At 69.3% G+C, this 20,192-nt stretch carries 17 protein-coding genes, 1 tRNA gene and 1 pseudogene; 12 read left to right on the top strand and 7 right to left on the bottom strand.

Annotated elements, in window-relative coordinates:
* The first annotated feature begins 26 nt into the window (after positions 1 to 26).
* From VS93_RS06705 to VS93_RS06695, 3 genes and pseudogenes are all read left to right on the top strand, one after another.
* A tRNA-Ala gene (locus VS93_RS06705) sits at positions 27 to 99 on the top strand.
* A gap of 548 nt (positions 100 to 647) precedes the next feature.
* Positions 648 to 1,661 (top strand): NADP-dependent oxidoreductase, encoded by a 1,014-nt coding sequence (locus tag VS93_RS06700; RefSeq protein WP_173434273.1) that lies wholly within the window; start codon positions 648 to 650, stop codon positions 1,659 to 1,661.
* Between the two features lie 206 nt (positions 1,662 to 1,867).
* A pseudogene (locus tag VS93_RS06695) lies at positions 1,868 to 3,921 on the top strand (ATP-dependent DNA helicase).
* Positions 3,922 to 3,946: 25 nt separating this feature from the next.
* Here the strand turns inward: VS93_RS06695 and VS93_RS06690 are convergent.
* From VS93_RS06690 to VS93_RS06680, 3 genes are all read right to left on the bottom strand, one after another.
* On the bottom strand, positions 3,947 to 4,471 hold the full coding sequence (locus VS93_RS06690; protein WP_046469128.1) for a DUF6315 family protein: 525 nt from the start codon (positions 4,469 to 4,471) through the stop codon (positions 3,947 to 3,949).
* A 182-nt stretch (positions 4,472 to 4,653) separates the two neighbouring features.
* Entirely contained in the window at positions 4,654 to 5,832 is a 1,179-nt protein-coding gene (locus VS93_RS06685; protein WP_082126667.1) for an AI-2E family transporter, read from the bottom strand.
* Positions 5,833 to 5,954: 122 nt separating this feature from the next.
* Positions 5,955 to 6,302, bottom strand: a complete 348-nt coding sequence (locus VS93_RS06680; RefSeq protein ID WP_046469127.1) for a hypothetical protein — start codon at positions 6,300 to 6,302, stop codon at positions 5,955 to 5,957.
* Positions 6,303 to 6,479: 177 nt separating this feature from the next.
* Here VS93_RS06680 and VS93_RS06675 point away from each other — a divergent pair, with 177 nt between their 5' ends.
* Complete coding sequence (locus tag VS93_RS06675; RefSeq protein WP_046469126.1) at positions 6,480 to 7,931, top strand: hypothetical protein; 1,452 nt, start codon at positions 6,480 to 6,482, stop codon at positions 7,929 to 7,931.
* Between the two features lie 11 nt (positions 7,932 to 7,942).
* Here the strand turns inward: VS93_RS06675 and VS93_RS06670 are convergent, their stop codons facing one another.
* Both VS93_RS06670 and VS93_RS06665 read right to left on the bottom strand, forming a co-directional pair.
* Complete coding sequence (locus tag VS93_RS06670) at positions 7,943 to 8,737, bottom strand: glutamate racemase (RefSeq protein ID WP_046469125.1); 795 nt, start codon at positions 8,735 to 8,737, stop codon at positions 7,943 to 7,945.
* A 24-nt stretch (positions 8,738 to 8,761) separates the two neighbouring features.
* Positions 8,762 to 9,229 carry a gamma carbonic anhydrase family protein gene (locus tag VS93_RS06665; RefSeq protein WP_201776562.1) on the bottom strand — a complete coding sequence of 156 codons (468 nt, stop codon included), beginning with the start codon at positions 9,227 to 9,229 and terminating at the stop codon, positions 8,762 to 8,764.
* Between the two features lie 182 nt (positions 9,230 to 9,411).
* Between VS93_RS06665 and VS93_RS06660 the strand changes: the two genes are divergently transcribed.
* The 8 genes from VS93_RS06660 to VS93_RS06625 all read left to right on the top strand — a co-directional run bounded on the left by VS93_RS06660 (position 9,412) and on the right by VS93_RS06625 (position 17,756).
* Positions 9,412 to 10,851: an FAD-binding oxidoreductase gene (locus VS93_RS06660; RefSeq protein ID WP_046469156.1), complete on the top strand. Its 1,440-nt coding sequence runs from the start codon at positions 9,412 to 9,414 to the stop codon at positions 10,849 to 10,851.
* Between the two features lie 64 nt (positions 10,852 to 10,915).
* The gene (locus VS93_RS06655) at positions 10,916 to 12,175 is read left to right on the top strand and encodes a class I SAM-dependent methyltransferase (protein WP_046469124.1); all 1,260 of its coding nucleotides are present in this window, start codon (positions 10,916 to 10,918) and stop codon (positions 12,173 to 12,175) included.
* A gap of 87 nt (positions 12,176 to 12,262) precedes the next feature.
* Positions 12,263 to 12,712: a hypothetical protein gene (locus VS93_RS06650; protein ID WP_046469123.1), complete on the top strand. Its 450-nt coding sequence runs from the start codon at positions 12,263 to 12,265 to the stop codon at positions 12,710 to 12,712.
* Positions 12,713 to 13,350: 638 nt separating this feature from the next.
* Complete coding sequence (locus VS93_RS06645) at positions 13,351 to 14,616, top strand: sugar ABC transporter substrate-binding protein (RefSeq protein ID WP_046469122.1); 1,266 nt, start codon at positions 13,351 to 13,353, stop codon at positions 14,614 to 14,616.
* 4 nt (positions 14,617 to 14,620) lie between these two features.
* A complete protein-coding gene (locus tag VS93_RS06640; protein WP_046469121.1) occupies positions 14,621 to 15,592 on the top strand; it encodes a carbohydrate ABC transporter permease in 972 nt (323 codons plus the stop codon).
* Entirely contained in the window at positions 15,589 to 16,440 is an 852-nt protein-coding gene (locus tag VS93_RS06635) for a carbohydrate ABC transporter permease (RefSeq protein ID WP_046469120.1), read from the top strand. The genes VS93_RS06640 and VS93_RS06635 overlap by 4 nt, the downstream gene beginning before the upstream one ends.
* A 5-nt stretch (positions 16,441 to 16,445) precedes the next feature.
* Entirely contained in the window at positions 16,446 to 17,501 is a 1,056-nt protein-coding gene (locus VS93_RS06630; protein ID WP_046469155.1) for a glycoside hydrolase family 3 protein, read from the top strand.
* 6 nt (positions 17,502 to 17,507) lie between these two features.
* Positions 17,508 to 17,756, top strand: a complete 249-nt coding sequence (locus tag VS93_RS06625) for a hypothetical protein (protein WP_046469119.1) — start codon at positions 17,508 to 17,510, stop codon at positions 17,754 to 17,756.
* Between the two features lie 90 nt (positions 17,757 to 17,846).
* Here the strand turns inward: VS93_RS06625 and VS93_RS06620 are convergent, their stop codons facing one another.
* Positions 17,847 to 19,394: a long-chain-fatty-acid--CoA ligase gene (locus tag VS93_RS06620; protein WP_046469118.1), complete on the bottom strand. Its 1,548-nt coding sequence runs from the start codon at positions 19,392 to 19,394 to the stop codon at positions 17,847 to 17,849.
* A 77-nt stretch (positions 19,395 to 19,471) separates the two neighbouring features.
* Positions 19,472 to 19,897, bottom strand: coding sequence for a DUF6406 domain-containing protein (locus tag VS93_RS06615; protein ID WP_052745569.1), 426 nt, complete (start codon positions 19,895 to 19,897; stop codon positions 19,472 to 19,474).
* Between the last annotated feature and the right edge of the window lie 295 nt (positions 19,898 to 20,192).

Raw genomic sequence — 20,192 nt, 5'->3', positions numbered from 1 at the left:
GATACACTGGGGGTGCGTTCTTTCGCGGGGCTATGGCGCAGTCGGTAGCGCGCCTCCATGGCATGGAGGAGGTCTGGGGTTCGAATCCCCATAGCTCCACTCGACTCCGGGACGACCCTGCTCGGAGGCCTTCGGTCTCCTCGCCGGGTCGTTTCGTCGTTTCTGCCGGGGAGACGACCCCCGACTCGGGGCCGCGTCCCGCGAGCGCGGGTTGTACTGCGGTCCCGTAGGGCCCGCGAGCGGTCCGCGTCCTCACCGGCTTCGGCACCGACGAAGGCCTCGCGTTCGGGTGACTGGACAACGGCGGTCACGGCGAGCAGTTGCGGGGTGCGTTCCTTCTCCAGCGGTGACGAAAACGACCATGCGTTCCCCGCCGGGGCCGCGCCCCCGTCGCAGTGCGCTGGCCAGCGCAGACGCCGTGGCCCCGGCAGCGCGCGGGCCCACGCTCCCAGGGCCGTTCAGCTCGTCCACCTGCGCCGGAACGGCAAAGCGCGGGTCCATTTGCCCTGGGCGTGAGAGCGCCGTACCCTCACGACTGCATACCGATCAGTCGGTACGTGCATAGCCGTGTGTCGGTGCGCTACGAGCAGCCTGCGGGCTGTGCCCGCCGGCCGATCCACCGCCGACCGCCGAAGGAGCTGCCGGAAATGAGCCGAATCAACCACCAGGTGCGCCTGGCTGCACGTCCCGTGGGGCAGGTGCGTCCTACCGACTGGGAGCACACCGAGGAGCCGGTGGCCGAACCCGGCGACGGGGAACTGCTGGTCCAGGTGCTCTACCTGTCGATCGACCCGGCGATGCGCGGCTGGATGAACGCGGGCAAGTCCTACATCCCGCCGGTGGAGGTCGGCGAGGTGATGCGTGCCGGCGCGGTGGGACGGGTGATCGCCTCCCGGCACCCCGGCTTCGCGGTCGGCGACCACGTGTCGGGCTCGCTGGGCGTGCAGGAGTACTGCCTGTCGGACGGGCGCGGCCTCACCAAGGTCGACCCGGCGGTGGCCTCCCTGCCGACGTATCTCGGCACGCTCGGCATGACGGGGCTGACAGCCTACTTCGGTCTGATCGACATCGGACGCCCCGAGCCCGGGCAGACCGTGGTGGTCTCCGGAGCGGCCGGGGCGGTCGGCAGCGTGGTCGGCCAGATCGCCAAGATCATGGGCTGCCGCGTCATCGGCATCGCCGGCGGCGAGCGCAAGTGCCGGCTGGTGGTCGAGGAGTTCGGGTTCGACGCCGCGATCGACTACCAGACCGAGGACGTCCGCAAGGCGCTGCGCGAGCATGCCCCCGACGGCGTCGACGTGTACTTCGACAACGTCGGCGGTGACGTCCTGGAGGCCGTGCTGGACCGGCTGGCGCGCGGTGCCCGCATCGTCATCTGCGGTGCGGTCTCCCAGTACAACAGCGCCGATCCGGTCAAGGGCCCGAGGAACTACATGTCGCTGCTGGTCAACCGCGCCTCCATGACGGGAATGGTGGTGTTCGACTACGCCGACCGGTACTCCGAGGGCATCACGCAGCTGGCGGAGTGGCGGGCGGCGGGCCGGCTGCGGTCGCTGGAGGACGTGGTGTCCGGTGGAGTGGCGGCGTTTCCCGAGACTCTGCTGCGGTTGTTCCGCGGTGAGAACCTCGGCAAGCTGGTGCTCAAGGTCGCGGACGAGTAGGGCGGACGGCAACGCTGCAGCTCACCGGCGCGGGCGCTCCCTACGGGCGCCGCGCCGGGCATCGATGCGTCGCCGCCCCGCCGGAGCCTGCGCGTGGCGGTGAGGGGTGTCCGGGCCGTCGCCGATGGGAGTTCCGCACCGGCCGGTTCCGCGGGGCTGTGGACGGAACGGCCCGGCCGCCCCCGGGTGACGGTACCGTCTCAACCGTGGCAGAACTTCCCGACGTCGAGACACTGTTGGACGCTGCGGTGCACGCCCTCGGCGGCAGTCGCCGCGATGGCCAGGTGGCCATGGCCGAGGCGGTCGGTTCCGCGATCGATACCGAAGAGCACCTGGTGGTCCAGGCGGGCACCGGCACGGGGAAGTCGCTCGCCTACCTCGTACCGGCCATCCGCCATGCCGTCGTCGAGGGCACCACGGTGGTGGTCTCCACCGCCACCATCGCCCTGCAGCGCCAACTCATCGAACGCGATCTGCCGCGGCTGGCCGCCGCTCTCGGACCGCTGCTGGAGCGGGAACCCACGTTCGCGATCCTCAAGGGCCGGCGCAACTACCTGTGCCGGCACCGGCTGCAGACCGCGGGGGACTCCGAGCCCGATGACGCGGAGCTGTTCGACCCCCGCCAGCTGTCCTCGCTCGGGCGCCAGGTGAAGCGGCTGCACGAATGGGCGGAGGAGACCGTCACCGGCGACCGCGACGAGCTCATCCCCGGGGTCAGCGACCTCGCCTGGCGCCAGGTGTCCGTCTCGGCCAACGAGTGCGTGGGCGCGGCCGCCTGCCCCTTCGGCCAGGAGTGCTTCGCCGAGCAGGCCCGGGCCGACGCCGGCGGCGCCGATGTCGTCGTCACCAACCACGCCATGCTCGCCATCGGCGCGATGCAGGGGTACCAGTTGCTTCCCGAGCACCGGGTGCTGATCGTGGACGAGGCGCACGAGCTCGTCGACCGCGTCACCTCGGTGGCCACCGGCGTTCTCGGGGAGCGGCCGGTGAACACGGCCGTCAAGCGTGCGGCGCGGCTGGTCGAGGCCGGTATCACCGAGCGGCTCAGCGAGACGGCCGACGGACTCGCGCTCATGTTCACCGAGACCGGTGCGGGCCGGATCGACCACCTTCCCGAAGGCTCGCCGGGGCGGTGCGGAGTGTCCGCGACGCCGCGCACGCCTGCATCACCGCTATCGGTCCGCCGGACGAGGACGATCCCGATACCGGTACCACCGCAGACCGCAGGCTCGCGCTGGCGGCGCTCGACGAGGTGCACGACACCGCCGTACGGATCCTGGAGGCGTTCGAGCCGCCGCTGCGCGAACGCCGCGACGTCGTCTGGCTGGCCAAGGGGCCCAAACAGCAGCCGACCCTGCATGCCGCGCCGCTGGGCGTGGGCGGGTTGCTGCGCGAGAAGCTCTTCGGCGACCGCACGACCGTGCTCACGTCGGCCACGCTCGCACTCGGCGGCTCGTTCACGTCGATGGCGGCGCGGTGGGGACTGGGGCCGGAGACCATGGAGCGGCCCGACGGAGCGGAGGACGGGGCCGCCGGGGACAGTACCGGTGATCACGACACCTCCGCCGAAGAGCCGCGCTGGCGGGGGCTGGATGTCGGCTCCCCGTTCGAGCACGGGCGCAGCGGCATCCTCTACGTCGCCGGCCACCTGCCCCCGCCCGGCCGCGACGGCCTCGACACCCGCTACCTCGATGAGATCGCGGAGCTGATCGAGGCGGCGGGAGGGCGCGCGCTCGGCCTGTTCTCCTCGATGCGCGCCGCGGAGCAGGCATCCCAGGAACTGGCAGAGCGGCTGGACTTCGAGATCCTGTGCCAGGGGGAGGACTCCACCGGCAGGCTGGTCGAGCGCTTCGCCGAGGAGGAGAGCTCCTGTCTGTTCGGCACCCTGTCGCTGTGGCAGGGGGTCGATGTTCCAGGGCCCTCGCTGCAACTGGTGATCGTGGACCGGATCCCTTTCCCACGTCCTGACGATCCGCTGGCCTCAGCGCGGCAGAGAGCGGTGGGCGCGCAAGGGGGGAACGGTTTCATGGCGGTGGCCGCGACACATGCGGCGCTGCTGCTCGCACAGGGGACCGGGCGGCTGCTGCGGTCCATGGACGACCGCGGTGTCGTCGCGGTCCTCGATCCGCGCCTGGCCACGGCGCGCTACGGAGGGTTCCTGCGCTCCTCGCTGCCGCCCTACTGGGGTACCACCGATCCCGACGTCGCCAGGTCCGCGCTGCGGCGCCTGAACGCAGCCGCCACCCCGACCGCCCGTTGACCGGGGATCCGGCCGCCGCTGCCGGTCACCGCGGTACGCGGTAGCCGAACAGTCGAACGGCGTAGCCGGGGGAGTCGTCGTCAGCGGGTTGGATGTGCCAGCGGTCGTGGTGGTCGCCGATCGAGAGTTCGTTCCACATCAGGTCGATGAGCTTGAGCCGCGCGACTACGGAGGCTTCGGGGTCGAGGACGATGGAGTAGGAGCGGTCGGTCAGCCGCTGGGTGACCATACCCACCGACTGCCCGTCCCAGATCGCGGGTACCGTCGCGTGGCCGATGTCGATCCCGCACAGCCTGAGCTGTTCGATCTCTTCGTCAAGGGCCTCGGCGGCGAGCGCGTCATCGAGCTTGAGGGCGTCCTCCAGCTCGTCCCGGTCCTGGTCGCTGCGCAAGTAGGCGTGGTACGTCCGGTGACCGCAGTTCCGGCACATCCGCCAGACGACGCACCGCGCGAGCCCATAGGCGGACTGCGCCTCACCTATGCCTCGGTAGGCGCTGACGTACCGGCTGGCGCCGCATTCGCAGCACAGGGCCGTGAGATCCTGCTTCATCCTCGTAGTCCCCCTCCCAGGTGAGTATGCGATGGGAACCCCTCGCTAGGGAACCACGTTGGCCGAAGGAGTTGCGGCAAACGGTCGTCATCAATGACCAAAAACCCGCACACGGTGGAAACCATCGCGGTTGGTGTCCGTCCTGTCACACAGGGGCGTGTGTTCTGCTGCGCGGGAACCGGTCAGCCTTGCTGTGCCCCATCCGCGGGGCCGTCCTGGTCGCTCCGGGGGCGCCTCTCAGCGGTGTCCCGTGGCTCCCGCGCGTGCACGTCCGTGGCAGGGGTCTCTTTTCGTTGTTTTGATCCGCCGGGTTCCGGATCCTCGTCCTCCTCTGCGGCGCCGAGCAGGGGGTGCTCGGCCACCTTGTAGCGCTTGATGTAGACACTCAGGAATGCCTGCAGGCTCGCTCCGGCCGGAAGCGCCAGCAGTGCCCCGGGGGCTCCGAGAATAGCGGCGCCGGCGAAAACCGCGCCAAAGGCGACCGCGGGATGCATGTCCAAGGTCCGGGCGGTGATTCTCGGTTGCAGCACATAGTTCTCGAACTGCTGGTAAAGGGTGATGAAAACGAGCATCCACAGCGCGGGCCAGGGCCCTTCGATCAGCGCGACCAGCACCGGCAGCGCCCCGCCGATGTAGGTGCCCACCGTCGGGATGAACTGGGACAGCACCCCCACCCACAGCGCCAGCGCGACGGGGTAGGGAATGTCCAGGAAGAGAAGGGCGACGTAGTGCGCCACCGTGGCCATCACCGCGAGCAGCGCCCGCGAGTAGATGTACCCGCCGGTCTTGCTGATCGCGATCTCCCAGGCCCGAAGTACCTCGCGCTGGGTGCGCGGCGGCAGCACCGAGCAGATGGTGCGCCGGAACCTGGGACCGTCGGCGGTCAGGTAGAAGGTGAACAGTGCGATCGTCAGGCTGCTGAACAGCAGCAGGAGGAGCGTGGTCCCGGCTCCCCAGGCGTTCTCGGCCAGCCCGCTGGCATACTGCTCGGCCAGCCCGCTGGCGTCGGAGAGCCCGGCCACCAGGTGGGTGGGCGCGAAGTCGGTGCCGAACGTGCTGTTGACCCAGTCCAGCAGCCCCCGCGCCATGTCGGGCAGTTGATCGACGAGGGAGAGGACCTGGCCGAGCAGCATCGACCCGAGGACCGAGAAGAACGCGACGACGACGCCGAACCCGGCCAGCATGACCGTGCCCGTCGCCAGGCCGCGCGGCCACCGGTGCCGGTGCAGCCAGTTGACGGCGGGTTCCAGCGCGAGCGCGAGGAACAGCGAGATCAGCAGCAGCACCAGGAGGTTCTGCAGCTGCAGGAACAGCCACGCCGCGACCGCGAACCCGATCACCGTCCACACGGCGAGGATCATCGCGCGGGGCAGCCATGGAGCATGCCGTTCTTGTTCGATGCGCTCATAGGGCGCGGGTGTCTTTCTGCTCGGTAGAGAGCCGGGGAAACCGGAGAAACCTGTCGGTTCCCTGCCCACTGAGCTTAGTCGTCCATGGACAGACCGCGCTTGTTGCGCGCGGTCCACTCGCGCATGCGTTTCGGGTAGCCGACGATCTGAACATCGTATGCGGGGGCCGCGAGGTCGCGGGCGACCCGCCGGATGACATCGGGGGAGCCGACCCGGCGCCGGATCCATTCGCCGTCGGTGGCCACGGCGACGGCCGTGGTGCTCGTCGCGAAGGTCTCGGGCTCCACGAAGAACTCGACGCCGACCCGGCTCTTCGCGAACTCGATCAGAGCCTTCACGTCGGAGTCGTCGGCGGCGCGGTCGAATCGGGCCTTGCCCTTGCGCCTCGCCTTGCGGAGTCCGAACCGGTCTCGCCATCCCATGCTGGTCGCGCTCCCGTCACTGCTGTCGCGCTCGCGTCCGTTTCACTCAACCGCGTCCAAGGCCCGGTGCCTCCCCGAGTCTATAGGTACTGCTGCTTGGGGACTTTTCGCATTTTCCACATGACTCTGTAATCGTGCTGCTACTTTCGGTCATGAATCGAGAGTAGGGGGCCCGTAATGACGCTATGGACCTGGGTGGGGGAAACAGCCAAGGATCTCAGAGAAGCCGGGCACACTGAGGCCGCCGACGCCGTGATCGGGATGCCGAAACTGGCGGTGGAGGGCGATGTCGTCCGGCTCAGGGCGGGGCTGCCCGCGGCCCTGCGCGCCGCACGCGATGTCACCGAATCCCGCTGGTTGGAGAACTTCCTGGAGCACTGGCCGCTCGCGGCCCGTGTGGGGGACCGGGGCGAGGGGGCGACGGCCCTACCGGAGGCCGAAGCGCGCCTGAGCGCGGCACACGTGGATGGTGCGGAGTGCGCATCCGCCGCATGTGCCGCTGAGAACGTACTGGCGTGCTACGCCAACATCGACGGCCCGGGAAACGCCGCGGACCGCATCGCCCTGACCACCGAGGCCATGGCCACCGCCCGGATCGGGGAGCCGGCCTGGGAGTCGCTGGTGCTGGCGCACGCCAACGCGCTGATCGACGACGAACGGCCCGACGAAGCGGTGCGGGTCCTGGACGACCGCGCACGCGAGGCGGGGAAGGCGGGCGTCCACGTAAGCGTCGACTACGACTTTGGCTATGTTCGGGCGCTGCGGTGTCAGGAGCGCCCCACCGAGGCGCTGCAGACGCTGGACCGCCTGGAAGTCAACGGGACCGGGACATGGCCGCGCGGCGTTCCCAGGGCCGCCGCGCAGCGCCGGATCCGCTTCGAGCGCGCGCGGGTGCTGGCCGAGCTGGCACGGAAGGGGGAGCGGCCGGCCGAGGATGCGCTGGCCGCCCTGCCGGGCCTCCAGGAGGCCGACGCGCATCCGGCCTTCCGAAGGGCCTGGGCCGACGCGGTCGAGAAGCTCGTCGCCGAAGGCGCGCTTCCCAACGACTGGCGGTTGGGAGTGACCCTGACCACGTGGTCGCGCTACTTCGAACGGGTCGACGCGCGCCGACCCTGCCTGGAATTGTCGCTGAGCGCCGCCCGCCTGGCCGCCGCCCGCGGTGCGAAGTGGGTCGCCGAGAGCGCGCTCGACCGCGGCCACCGCGCGCTGGGCGGGATCCGCCACGGCGACGATCCGGCCGCGGAGCTGGCCAGGGCGGGCGCCGAGGCCGAGTGCGTTCAGGGGACCGATCCGGGTATCCCCGCTGAGCACGTCCTGGCTCATCTGCGTGAAGAACCGCCGGAGCGGGTCGATCCGGAACGTCAGGCCGATCTGCTCATCACCGCGCTGGAACAGCGTCCCGACGACGCGGCGCTGCTCAACGCGCTCGGTCAGGTCGGTCGGACCCTGATGCTCACCGACGCGGCAGCGGAACCCCATTGGCGGCATGTCCGCCGCGACCCCGGGGACCAGAAGGCGGCGCTGTCCCTCCTGGAAACGCTGCTGTACGACAACGACACGGTCGGGGTGCGCGCGCTGGTCCGCGCCCTGGCCGACGCGGCCCTGGTCACGAGCGAGCCGGTCAGCTGAGCGGGCCGTGCTCACAGGGTGTCGGCGGCGAGGGTTCTCCCGTCGGGAGGCAGGGCGAGCAGGGCGCCCGCGGGGTAGGCGAGCGCCGTGTCGGGCAGCGCGGCGGGACGCCCGCTGGCGAGTACGCTCACCGAGCCGGTCCGCGGGGCGCCCGGATCGGCCTCGGTGCCCAGCCGCCGCAGGGCCTGCGCGCAGACGGCTCCGGCCGCTGTGAACAGGGCGACGCGCCGCCCCAGCGCCGCGACGATGCGCTCACTCACCAGGTCGTAGTGGGTGCACCCGAGGACCACCCCGGTCACGTCGGCCGGGGTGGTGCCGGCGGCGTAGGACACGGCGTCGGCGATGGCGGCGGCATCGGCCGATTCGACCGCTTCGGCCAGGCCCACGCAGGCCACCTGCGTCACGGGGACGTCCGGGGCGAAACGTTCGATCAGGTCGCTCTGGTACCGGCTGCGGGTGGTGGCGGCCGTCGCCCACACCGCGATGGGCGTACCGGGAGCGGCGGCCGGCTTGATCGGGGGGACCGTGCCTATGACTGGAATCCGCGGTTCGAACTCCTCGCGCAGCGCGGTGAGACCGTGCACCGATGCGGTGTTGCACGGGACCACGATGGCGTCGGGCCCGAGGCCGGCCGCGGCGCGCGCTCCCGCCAGCGCGCGCCCGATCACGTCCTCGGCGCTTCGCGGACCCCACGGCATGTGGTCGGGATCCATGGAGAGGACCAGGTCCGCGTCCGGCCGGGCCGCGCGGAGGGCGGCGGCGGTGGAGAGCATCCCGATCCCGGAGTCGACGAGAGCAATGCGCACGTCAGCAGATGATATGCGGCCGGATCACAGCTCCCGAACGCCGCGGCCGTGTCGCCGGGCCAGCTCCTGGTACACCCCGGGGTTGCTCTCCACCCATTGGCGCGCGGAGCCGGTGAGGGGGCCGCGGACCTTCGCCGGGACCCCGAGGGCCAGTGCCTCGGGCGGTACCTCGGTTCCGCCCAGGACCAGCGCTCCGGCGGCCACCATGGAATGTTCCCCGATGACCGCGCCGTCCTGCACCGTGGACGCGTTGCCGATAACGGCCTCGGCCCCGATCGTGCAGGCGTGCACCACGCAAAGGTGGCCGATGGTGGCCCCGGGGCCGACGGAGGTCACCGTCCCGTCCGTGTGTACGACCGAATTGTCCTGGATATTAGCCCCCTCGCCGACCACAATGGGGCCGAAGTCGGCCCGGAGGACCGCGCCGTACCAGATCGACGCTCCTCCCCGACCGTCACGTCGCCGACCAGCGTGGCGGTCGGTGCGACCCATGCACCAGGGGCGACCGCGGGCGCGGTTCCCTCGAACTCGAACAATGGCATAGCTGAAGGGTGACATGCCGAACCGGTGAGTCGAAGGGAAGATTACTGGGAAGTAGACATAAGCTGTCCCCCAGCCAGGGGCCAGGGGCCCCGCTTCTGAGGACGAGAGCGCCCCGGATGCCGGAGCAGGTGATGAGTAGGGTGAACGTGAAACGCCAGTCTCCCCGGCGCGATTTCGCCGACCACGTTGCCGCAGTGCAGCAGGTGCGCCGCGACTACGCGAAGCTGCCATCCGACACCCCGGTGCGCCTGGCGAAGCCGACCTCCAACCTCTTCCGGTTCCGCGAGTCCTCGGCCGCGCGCCGGCTGGACGTGAGCGCCTTCACCTCAGTGCTCTCGGTCGACCCGGTGGAACGCGTCGCCGAGGTCGGCGGGATGACCACCTACGAGGATCTGGTCGACGCGACCCTGCCGCACGGGCTGATGCCTTTGGTCGTACCGCAGTTGCGCACCATCACCCTCGGCGGCGCCGTCACCGGGCTGGGGATCGAGTCCTCGTCGTTCCGAAACGGGCTGCCGCACGAGTCGGTGCGGGAGATCGAGATCCTGACAGGCGCCGGGGACACCGTTGTGGCCAGGCGCGACAATGAGCACCGGGAGCTGTTCTACGGCTTCCCCAACTCCTACGGCAGCCTCGGGTACAGTCTGCGGCTGCGCATCGAGCTGGAGCCGGTCAAGCCGTATGTCCACCTGCGGCACCTGCGCTTCGGCGCTGCCGAGGAGGCCATGGACGCCTTCGCCCGGATCTGCTCCGACGCCGAGTACGGCGGGCAGCGGGTGGACTTCGTCGACGGAGTCGTGTTCGCCCGGGACGAGCTCTACCTGACGCTGGCCACCTTCGTCGATTCGGCTCCCTGGACCAGCGACTACACGGGCGACGGCATCTACTACCGGTCCATCCCGCGCTACGCCGGCCCTGGCCCGGGCGACTACCTGACGATCCACGACTACCTGTGGCGCTGGGACACCGACTGGTTCTGGTGCTCTCGCGCGTTCGGCGCGCAGCATCCCGCGGTCCGCCGGTTCTGGCCGCGTTCGCTGAAGCGGTCCGATGTCTATCGCAGGCTCGTGGCGCTGGACCGGCGCACCGACTTCAGCCGGCTCCTCGACCACTACCGCGGCAGACCGCAGCAGGAGCCGCTGATCCAGGACGTCGAGGTCGGGGTGGAGCGCGGGACGGAGTTCCTCGACTTCTTCCACTCCGAGATCGGCATGGCTCCGGTCTGGATGTGTCCGCTGCGGCTGCGCGAGAAGCCGGACCCCGGAAGCACGCGGGCCCATGTATGGCCGCTCTACCCCCTGGAGCACGACCGGCTCTATGTGAACTTCGGGTTCTGGGGGATGGTGCCCATGCGTCCCGGTCAGCGGAAGGCCCATCACAACCGGTTGGTCGAGGAGGAGGTCGCCCGGCTGGGCGGGCACAAGTCGCTCTACTCCGATGTCTTCTACTCGGAGGAGGAATTCTGGCGGCTGTACAACGGCGACGCCTACCAGCGGCTCAAGAGCACCTACGACCCGCGGGGGCGGCTGCTCGGCCTGCACGCCAAGTGTGTCGGCGCGCAGGTGAGGTAACGGATGGTACGCGTCCACCCGGGGGGAGGGGCGACGTGCGGGGAGAGGGGAGAAGGAAACGATCATGCGGCTGGCGGAGATCTTCGAACGCGTCGTCGGCGCCAACGCGCCCGTTCGGTTCCGAGCCTATGACGGCAGCACCGCCGGTGATCCGGACAGCGACGTGACCTTTGTCGTTCGGACACCGGTGGCACTGAACTACCTGGCCCAGGCCCCCGGCGCGCTGGGGCTCACGCGGGCCTACGTGTCGGGGCACATCGACCTCGAAGGCGACATGTACACCGCGCTGAAGCGCACCTCCGATGTCGCCCTCAGCACGGGGCGCCAGCTGTCACCGCTGGAACTGGTGCAGATCGCCAAGAGCGTCGGGTGGGTGAAGTTCGTCAACCGCGTTTCGCCGCCCCCGCAGGAGGTGCGCCGTTCGCGGTTGTTCGGGCGCGGCACGCGGCACTCCAAGGGACGGGACGCCGAGGCGATCCACCACCACTACGACGTCTCCAACGCCTTCTACGAGCTGGTGCTGGGCCCGTCCATGACCTACACCTGCGCCGTCTTCGACACCGAGGACACCTCGCTGGAGCAGGCCCAGTACCGCAAGCACGACCTCGTCGCGCGCAAGCTCGGTCTGCGCGAGGGCATGCGGCTGCTGGACGTCGGCTGCGGCTGGGGCGGCATGGTCCGGCACGCCGTGCGGGAGTACGGTGTGCGCGCGCTCGGGGTCACGCTGTCCAAGGAGCAGGCGGAATGGGCGCAGAAGTGGATCGCCCAGGACGGGCTCTCGGACCTGGCCGAGGTCCGGCACATGGACTACCGGGACGTTCCCGACGGCATCTACGACCGGATCAGCTCCATCGGCCTGACCGAGCACATCGGGGAGAAGAACCTGCCCGGCTACTTCACCGGGCTGTACGACAAGCTCAAGCCGGGCGGGCGGCTGCTGAACCACTGCATCACCCGCCCGCGCAACGACCTGCCGCCCATGACGCCCGGCGGGGTTATCAACCGCTACGTGTTCCCTGACGGGGAGCTCGAAGGACCGGGCCGGCTCCAGACGGAGATGAACCATGCCGGGTTCGAGATCCGGCACCAGGAGAACCTCCGCGAGCACTACGCCCTGACGCTGCGGCGCTGGTGCGACAACCTCGACCGCAACTGGGACGCGGCGGTCGCGGAGGTCGGCGAGGGCACGGCGCGGGTGTGGCGGCTCTACATGGCGGGGTGCACTCTCGGCTTCGAGAAGAACGTGGTCCAGTTGCACCAGATCCTCGGCGTCAAGCTCGACGACACCGACGCGCGCATGCCGCTCCGCCCGGACTTCTCCTGAGGCCGGCGCCGCCGGTCCGCTCCGGGGCCGGGCCACGCGGTCGGCGTTCTGGTCCGGTTCCCGGGGCGAGCCGGGCATGATGGGGGCATGCCTGGTACCGATGACGCAGAAGGCGTCCAGCAGACCGCGATCGCGCTGATCGACGCCTACGTGCGCAAAGATTCTGCCGCCATCGAGAGGGCGGCTGCCGAGGCCGCCGACGATGTGGACGGTGTCACCTCCGAACTGAAGGTCATCGCCTCCTTCCTGACCCGCCGGGTACAGGAGACGGGGGTGGTGTGGAAGCCCGCCGACTCCCGCGAGGCCGTCGCGCGGGCCGTGGCCGATCTGCTGCCACCTGAGGTGGAGTTCGCCGTCGTCACGGCGTGGGAGGCGCATTCGGTGGGTGAGAAGGAGACGGCCGAGCGTTTCACCCGGGGCGATCCGACGGTGTTCATGCACATGCTCGCGGCCTTCTCCTCGGCGATCGGCCAGGCCGTCTACAAACCGGCCGAACTCATCTCGACGTTGCGCATCGTCATGGGACAGGACGATTGACGTGTTCCCCGGGCTGAGGGCCGGGGGTTCCTACCGCGGTCGGCTGACCGTTTCGGCGGCTTCCTGCTTCAACGCGCTGCGCCGGGACTTTCGCCCTGCTCTCATCAGCGCTTCGCGAGGCGGTCGGCCTGTCCGCCCGTCCGGCGGGCCGGGGACGTTGCGTGCGGCGTTGGCATCGCATTCATGCCCGGCCCCGAGTTCCGCCCACCTCTATCCGGAGGTGCAAGGGCTTGGGGCCGTCGGTGGTCCCGCAAGCCGAGCACACCTGCACTGCCGGGTGTCCTTCTTCGGCCTGCACCGGGGCGGGCCCGTCTTCGCCCGCTCGCCCTCGCGCCGCAGGCTCAAGGCACGTTCCATCCCCCTCTCGAAGGGCCGGGGCTTTCACGCACGACCATCGGTAACAACTTCGCGGCGATGCCGGCACCGTGGCGGCGACCGCTGTTGGCGGCGGCCGATACTGGTCGCGGGGTCGGACGGCCGGTCTCCCGGTCTTCACCACCGGACCCGGGAGCGCATCCGGTCCGCCCCTGCCCGGAATCATGCGGAGTGCATGTTTGCGTGGTTTACTTCACAGCTGCCCGTGATATGCGTAAGTTTCTTACAACCGGGCGGGATCGTGAGTGGACGGGAGATCGCCGATGGCACGCACACGCGCCTTGTCTGTCACCGCGCTCAGCGCGGTCGTGGCCCTGGTCGCCTCCGCATGCGGAGACGGCGGAGAAGGCCGGACACTCGAGGTCTGGATCATGGAAGGCACCAACCCCGACGCGACCGAGTACTTCGAGGACATCGGTGAGCAGTTCCGAGAAGAGACCGGGGTCGAGGTGTCCGTCGAGTTCCAGCCCTGGGCCGACGCGCACGACCAGTTCGTCACGGCCATGGCGGGCGACACCATGCCCGATGTCGCCGAAGTGGGAACCACGTGGACGCCCGAGTTCGCCGCCGCCGGCGGGCTCGTCGACGTCACCGACCGCGTAGGGGATACGGACCACTACGTCGACGGCCTGGTGGAGGCCGGGCAGCTCGACGGCCGGCTGTACGGCGTTCCGTGGTACGCGGGCGTGCGCTCCATCGTGTACCGCACCGACGTCTTCGAGGAGCTCGACCTCGAAGAGCCGGAGGACTGGGAGGAGCTGCGCGATGTCGCCGTGACGATCGCCGAGGAGAAGGAGGACATGACCGCCTTCCCGATCGCCGGCGGGGCCATGCACCAGATGACACCGTTCATCTGGGGGAACGGCGGGGACATCGCCGTGCAGGAGGAGGGCGGCACCTGGACCGCCGGCCTTGACAGCGCCGAGGCGCGCGAAGGCCTCTCCTTCTACACCGACCTCGCCCTGGAGGACGGAACCTCGACCACTGGGGCGACGACCTGGCTGGAGACGGATCTCCAGGACAACTTCATCGACGGGAACGTCGCGATGATGATCTCCGGCAGCTGGACCCCGGCGGCCATCCTGGAGGGCAACGAGGAGCTGGAGGGCAACATCGGCGCGTTCCCGGTCCCGGGGCCCGACGGCGGGACGAGCCCGTCCTTCCTCGGCGGCTCCCACCTGTCGGTCATGAGCGGCGCCGACGACGAGGACCTGGCCTGGACCTTCATCGAGCTGCTGACCAGTGAGGAGAACATGCAGCGCTGGTCCGAGGACACCACGTACTTCCCCGGCACCCAGGAGCAGCTCGACCCCTACACCGAGTCCGACGACCCGCTCGTGCAGCCGTTCGCGGAACAGATGAGCGAGGCCGGTACGACCGTCCCGGTGAGCGAGAACTGGGGCAAGATCGAAGGCGACCAGACCCTGCCCACCATGCTGCAGGCCATCCTCGACGAGCGGTCCACTGTCGACGAGGCCGCGGCCGCGGCGGCGCAGGACGTCGAAGAGACACTCAACGAAGGTTCCTGAGCACGTGGGCGACCCTGTTGCCACGCGGCCGGCCGCCTCGACGGCCGGCCGCCGGCCATCCCGGCGCGGGGCTTCCCTGCGGGCCCGGAGGCGGCTGCTTCCCTGGACCCTGCTGCTCCCCGCGCTCCTCGTCATCGGGATCCTGCTGCTCTACCCGCTGCTCCGGGTGGTGCTGCTCTCCTTCCAGGACTACGACCTGAGCAACGTGGTCTCCGGCGAGTCGGACTACATCGGGTTCGGCAACTATGTCCAACTGCTCACCGACCCCTACCTCTGGCGGGTGGCGCTGCCCAACACGGTGGTGTTCGCCGTGTTCGCGGTCGGCGGGACGGTCGTCTTCGGAACCCTGGTCGCGTTGCTGCTCCGCACGCTGGGGCGGATCGCGCGGACCACAGTGATCAGCTGCATCATGCTCGCCTGGGCGATGCCGGCCGTCAGCGGCACCTACGTGTGGGTCTGGATCTTCGACGTCGACCGCGGCATCGTCCGCCAACTGCTGCAGGCCGCCGGACTGGTCGGTCCGGAAGGCATCAACTGGTTCACCGAGCGGCTGTCGTTCTACGCGATCGTCACCCTGAACATCATCCACCACGGCTTCCCGTTCGTCGCCGTCACCGTGCTCGCCGGCCTGCTCACCGTCCCCCGCGAGCTGTACGAGGCGGCCCTGCTGGACGGGGCGACCGCATGGCAGCGGTTCTGGCACGTCACCGTGCCCACCATCCGCCCCGTGTTCGCCGTGGTGACCATCCTCTCCACGATCTGGGACTTCAAAGTGTTCGCGCAGGTGTACCTGATGCCGGGCGGTTCCGGCGCCAACCCCGAGGTGCTGAACTTCGGGGTGTGGTCCTACATCCGCTCCTTCTCTCGTCAGGAGTACGGGCTCGGATCGGCGATCGCCGTGATGCTGACCCTGATGCTGCTCGTCATCACCATCGTCTACCTGCGTTCGCTGTTCCGGGATGAGGAGCTGCGATGACGGTACGGACCCGCCGCCGGCCCCGAACGCGGATCGGATGGAGGGCGGTCGGCACGTGGGCGGCGGTCGCCGGGGTGCTGTTCTTCACCCTGTTCCCCGCCTACTTCATGGTGGCCAGTTCGGTCTCGGTGCAGACCGGCAGCGGAACCGATGTACTGCTGCCCGAGGCGCTGACCCTGGAGACGTTCCACTACGTGCTGACCGAGGCCGGGTTCCTGCTGTACCTGCGGAACTCGCTGGTCGTCGCGCTGATCACCGTACTGGGCAGTTGCGTGCTGGCACTGCTCGCCGCCACCGCCGTGGCGCGCTTCCGGTTCCGGATGCGCACCTCCATTCTGGTCATGGTGCTCGTCGTGCAGATGGTCCCGCTCGAAGCCCTGGTCATTCCGCTGTTTCTGCAGGTGCGCGACTTGCAGATGCTCAACTCGCTGATCGGGCTGAGCATCGTCTACATCGCGCTGTCCGTCCCCTTCGCCGTCTGGATGCTGCGGGGGTTCGTCGCGGCGGTACCGGTCGAGGTCGAGGAGGCCGCCTACATCGACGGGGCCTCCTGGGGGCGGATGTTCTGGTCGGTGCTGTTCCCACTGGTGGCCCCCGGACTGGTGGCCACCGGGATCTTCTCGTTCATCGTGGCCTGGAACGAGTTCATCCTCGCGCTGACCTTCCTGAACGAGGGCGACAAGTACACGGTCGCGGTGGGACTGCGGCAGTTCTTCGGCCAGTACACGACCGACTGGGGAGCCATGATGGCGGCCTCGACGATCATCACGCTGCCGGTGATGCTGTTCTTCCTGGCGGTGCAGCGCGGCCTGGTGTCCGGGCTGGTGCAAGGGGCGGTGAAGGGGTGAGCGACATGCGCCGTGATCCCGAGGTGGTGCGGCTGGTCCATTCGGTACTCATGCCGGGCTTCTCCGGGACCTCCGTCCCCTCCTGGCTGGCCCGCGCGATCGAGAGCAGACTCGGCGCGGTCGTGTACTTCGCCCCCAATCTCGCGGGGGACCCGGCCCGGCTGTCGGCGGACCTGCACGGACTGCGCCCGGACCTGCTGATCGCCTGCGACGAGGAGGGAGGCACCGTCAGCCGGCTGCACGCGGCGAACGGTTCCCGCTACCCGGGCCACAGTGAGCTCGGCACGGGCGGCGACGCCGCGCGCACCCGCGACGTCGCCGAGGCCATGGGGCGCGAGCTGCGCTCGGTCGGAATCGACATCGCGCTCGCCCCGGTCGTGGACGTGAACGTCGACCCGGCCAACCCCGTCATCGGGGTGCGTTCCTTCGGGGCCGACGTGGGGACGGTCACCCGCCACGGGGCGGCCTTCGTCGCGGGTCTGCACGCGGCGGGCGTCGCGGCCACCGCCAAACACTTTCCGGGGCACGGCGACACCAGGACCGATTCGCACCTGGCCCTCCCGGTGATCGACATCGACCTGGCCACCCTGCACGAGCGGGAGCTCGCCCCCTTCGCCGCCGCCGTCGGGGCGGGAGTGGACCTGGTGATGCCCGGCCACATCCGGATCCCCGCGCTGGACGGGGCACCGGCCAGCGCATCACCCCGCTGCTATGCGCTGCTCCGCGCGGAACTGGGGTTCACCGGGGCGGCCGTCACCGACGCTCTGGACATGCGCGCCATGACGCACTTCACGGGTGCGCCGGATCCCTTGGAGGGCATCGCCCGCGGCGCTGTCGCCGCGCTGTCCGCGGGCGCCGACCTGCTCTGCCTCGGCAACCCGCAGACCGCCGGGTACTCGGGGGAGGCGATGTTCCGGGCGGCCCGGGACGGACTGCTCGACGCCGTCGAGCGCGGCACCGTTCCCCGTGGCCGCCTTGCCGAGGCCGCCGCGCGGGTCGGTTCTCTGAGCGCGCTGCGTGCTGAGAGTCTTGACCAGCGAGGCGGAGCGCGGGAGAGGTGATCTGAAATGCGGCGTGGGGAGCAAGAGATGGACGCCGACGTCCACGAGCACCCGATCGAGCCGGACCAGCCGTGGCCGAAAAGTCCCACGAACGTCCGGATACGGTGCAACGTGTGCGTGGACCTGCGGTTCTTCGCCGACAGGCACGCCGACCACCTGGACGACTACAGTCCCGGACCGCACTGCAAGACCTGCGGGAAGCGGATCGAGTTCCGGTGCACCGTGTGCGACTCGCTGTGGAAGCCGCTGTCCTGAGCGCCACGCGCGCGGCGGTGCGCGGGAGAGGCGGAACGTCCCGGCCGCCGCCTGCTCCGCTGGTCGCGCCGCCGCACGCGCCCCCTTTTCTCAACGCAGTTCGCGCTTGAGGATCTTTCCGGTGGCGGTCATCGGCAGAGTGTCGCGGAGTTCCACCAGGCGGGGGTACTTGTAGCCGGCCAGGCGCTCCTTGGTCCAGTCGACGACCTGATCCTCGGTGAGGGAGGAGCCCTTTTCGGGGATGACGAAGGCCTTGACCTCCTCGCCGTGGGTCTCGTGCGGCACACCCACCACGGCGGCGAGGCTGACCTCGGGGTGCGTCATCAGCACTTCTTCCACCTCGCGGGGGTAGACGTTGTAGCCGCCACGGATGATCATGTCCTTGGCCCGGTCCACGATGAAGTAGAAGCCGTCGTCATCGCGGTGGGCGACGTCACCGGTGCGGAACCAGCCGTTCTGCAGCACCTCCGCGTTGGCGTCGGGGCGGTTGTGGTACCCCTTCATCACGTTGTGCCCGCGTATCGCGATCTCGCCGGGGCCGTTGCCCTCGATCTCCTTGAAGTCGTCGTCGACGAGCTTCATCTCGACACCCCAGATGGGCCGGCCGATCGAGCCCGGCCTGGCTCCCACTCTGGGATCGTTGAACGACGCGACCGGCGACGTCTCGGAGAGTCCGTAGCCCTCCTTGATCTCGACGCCGAACTTCTCCGTGACCTTCCTGCTCAGCTCCGCGGGCAGAGCGGACCCGCCGGAGACCGCGGTGCTCAGTTTGCGGCGGATGGCCTCCAGGTCGTGCTCGCCCTGGGCGCCGAGCAGGCCCCAGTACATGGTGGGCACCCCCGCGAAGATCGTGACGCCCTCCCTCTCCATGAGGGAGAGGGCCTCGTCGCCGTCGAAGCGCGCCTGCAGGATGAGCGTGCCGTGCCGGGACAGCGCGGTGTTCATCATCACGGTCTGGCCGAAGATGTGGAACAGCGGGAGCACCGTGAGGAACGTGTCCACCCCGTCGGGGGAGCGCTCGAACAGGTTGTTCGAGCAGACAGCGTTGTAGAGCAGGTTGTTGTGGGTGAGCTGGGCGCCCTTGGGTTTGCCGGTGGTGCCGCTGGTGTAGATGATCACCGCGGTGTCGTCGGCCTCGGTGCGCACGCTCTCGAACTCGCCTGGTTGGCCGTCGAGCGCCGTCCAGAACGTTTCGGCGCCGTCGATCGCGGATTCGGTGGCGCCGGTGGCGGCGGGCAGGTCGATGTAGGTCTCACACGTCTCGACCTCGTTGAACGCCTGGAACGCGCGCTCACCCAGCGGCAGCTCGGGGGTCCCGGTGAACGCGAACAGCACCTTGGCCTCGGAGTCGTGCAGGTGGTAGGCGATCTCGGATGCGGTGAGGAGAACGTTCAACGGAACGACGACCGCGCCGGCCTTGAGCGCGCCGAAGTAGACGAAGGGGAAGTACGGAGCGTTCGGGCACGCGAGCGCGACCTTGTCGCCGGGCTGGACACCCCGCGAGACCAGTAGGGCCGCGACCTGGTTGGCGGTCGAGTCGACCCGGGAGTAGCTCAGCCGCAGATCCCCATAGACCACGCATTCGCGCTCGGGGACGTTACGCGCGCCGTCTTCCAGCAGTACGGACAGGTTGAGCATGGTTTCTCCAACAGTGGTTGGTGCTCGGAACCACCGTTTTACCGCACAGTAACCGCTAGTGGGAGGTCAGGGTGTGACTATGATTCGTCGCGGATCAGGGTCGCGCTGCCAGGCTGGGCCTCGGAGTCGCTCATGCCGATCTCGGAGACCCGCCAGACGCCGTCACCGAGGTCGAGCGTCTCGCCGAGGCTGAGCGTGTGCTCCTGCTCCTCGCCCCCGCCCTCGCTGACATTGATCACCACAGTGGGCTCGTCGCCGTCCTTCTGGGCGGTGAGCTGAACGGATCTGGTGTCGTCCGCGTTCATGTGCATCTTGTAGTTGACGCCTTCGGTCAGTTGGAGGCGGTTGTCGGTGTTCCCCACGACCGGTGCGGGTCCGCCTTTGGCTGCGGCGTCGGTGGCCTGATCATCACCGCAGGCCACGGCGCCAAGCACCAGGCCGAATCCCAAAGCGGTAACGGAGATGAACCGGGTGGCGCGGTGGGCGCTGTTGAAGACGGTCATAGTGCGGGATCTCCAAATGCTCTCGAAACGCCGCCGAAGGTGGAGAGAACGACGCGGGGACCGGCGTCGTTCTGTGACGACATATGACGGTGCCGGACACGTGGAAACGCACCAAAATGTTCACAGGATGCGGCCACTTGTCGTGCATTGTCCCATCGTGACGGGCAAGCGAGTGCCATCCCCCGCGCCATATCCAGGCTGCCAGAGAGTGAGCCCGGATGATCTTAAGGGCGATCGTGTCTCTTGGTTCGTCGACTCCGGAGGCTGATCCGACTCCTGAAACTGTCGTGGCTTG

It is taken from the genome of Allosalinactinospora lopnorensis (genome assembly GCF_000981225.1).
Lineage (GTDB): Bacteria > Actinomycetota > Actinomycetes > Streptosporangiales > Streptosporangiaceae > Allosalinactinospora > Allosalinactinospora lopnorensis.
This window is presented reverse-complemented; position numbering and strand designations above follow the sequence as displayed.

Excerpts from the sequence above, each read along its gene's own strand:
- VS93_RS06700 (WP_173434273.1), top strand. The coding sequence starts at position 648 with ATGAGCCGAATCAACCACCAGGTGCGCCTGGCTGCACGTCCCGTGGGG.
- VS93_RS06690 (WP_046469128.1), bottom strand. The coding sequence starts at position 4,471 with ATGAAGCAGGATCTCACGGCCCTGTGCTGCGAATGCGGCGCCAGCCGG.
- VS93_RS06685 (WP_082126667.1), bottom strand. The coding sequence starts at position 5,832 with ATGATCCTCGCCGTGTGGACGGTGATCGGGTTCGCGGTCGCGGCGTGG.
- VS93_RS06680 (WP_046469127.1), bottom strand. The coding sequence starts at position 6,302 with ATGGGATGGCGAGACCGGTTCGGACTCCGCAAGGCGAGGCGCAAGGGC.
- VS93_RS06675 (WP_046469126.1), top strand. The coding sequence starts at position 6,480 with ATGACGCTATGGACCTGGGTGGGGGAAACAGCCAAGGATCTCAGAGAA.
- VS93_RS06665 (WP_201776562.1), bottom strand. The coding sequence starts at position 9,229 with ATGGGTCGCACCGACCGCCACGCTGGTCGGCGACGTGACGGTCGGGGA.
- VS93_RS06660 (WP_046469156.1), top strand. The coding sequence starts at position 9,412 with ATGAGTAGGGTGAACGTGAAACGCCAGTCTCCCCGGCGCGATTTCGCC.
- VS93_RS06655 (WP_046469124.1), top strand. The coding sequence starts at position 10,916 with ATGCGGCTGGCGGAGATCTTCGAACGCGTCGTCGGCGCCAACGCGCCC.
- VS93_RS06650 (WP_046469123.1), top strand. The coding sequence starts at position 12,263 with ATGCCTGGTACCGATGACGCAGAAGGCGTCCAGCAGACCGCGATCGCG.
- VS93_RS06645 (WP_046469122.1), top strand. The coding sequence starts at position 13,351 with ATGGCACGCACACGCGCCTTGTCTGTCACCGCGCTCAGCGCGGTCGTG.
- VS93_RS06635 (WP_046469120.1), top strand. The coding sequence starts at position 15,589 with ATGACGGTACGGACCCGCCGCCGGCCCCGAACGCGGATCGGATGGAGG.
- VS93_RS06630 (WP_046469155.1), top strand. The coding sequence starts at position 16,446 with ATGCGCCGTGATCCCGAGGTGGTGCGGCTGGTCCATTCGGTACTCATG.
- VS93_RS06625 (WP_046469119.1), top strand. The coding sequence starts at position 17,508 with ATGCGGCGTGGGGAGCAAGAGATGGACGCCGACGTCCACGAGCACCCG.
- VS93_RS06620 (WP_046469118.1), bottom strand. The coding sequence starts at position 19,394 with ATGCTCAACCTGTCCGTACTGCTGGAAGACGGCGCGCGTAACGTCCCC.
- VS93_RS06615 (WP_052745569.1), bottom strand. The coding sequence starts at position 19,897 with ATGACCGTCTTCAACAGCGCCCACCGCGCCACCCGGTTCATCTCCGTT.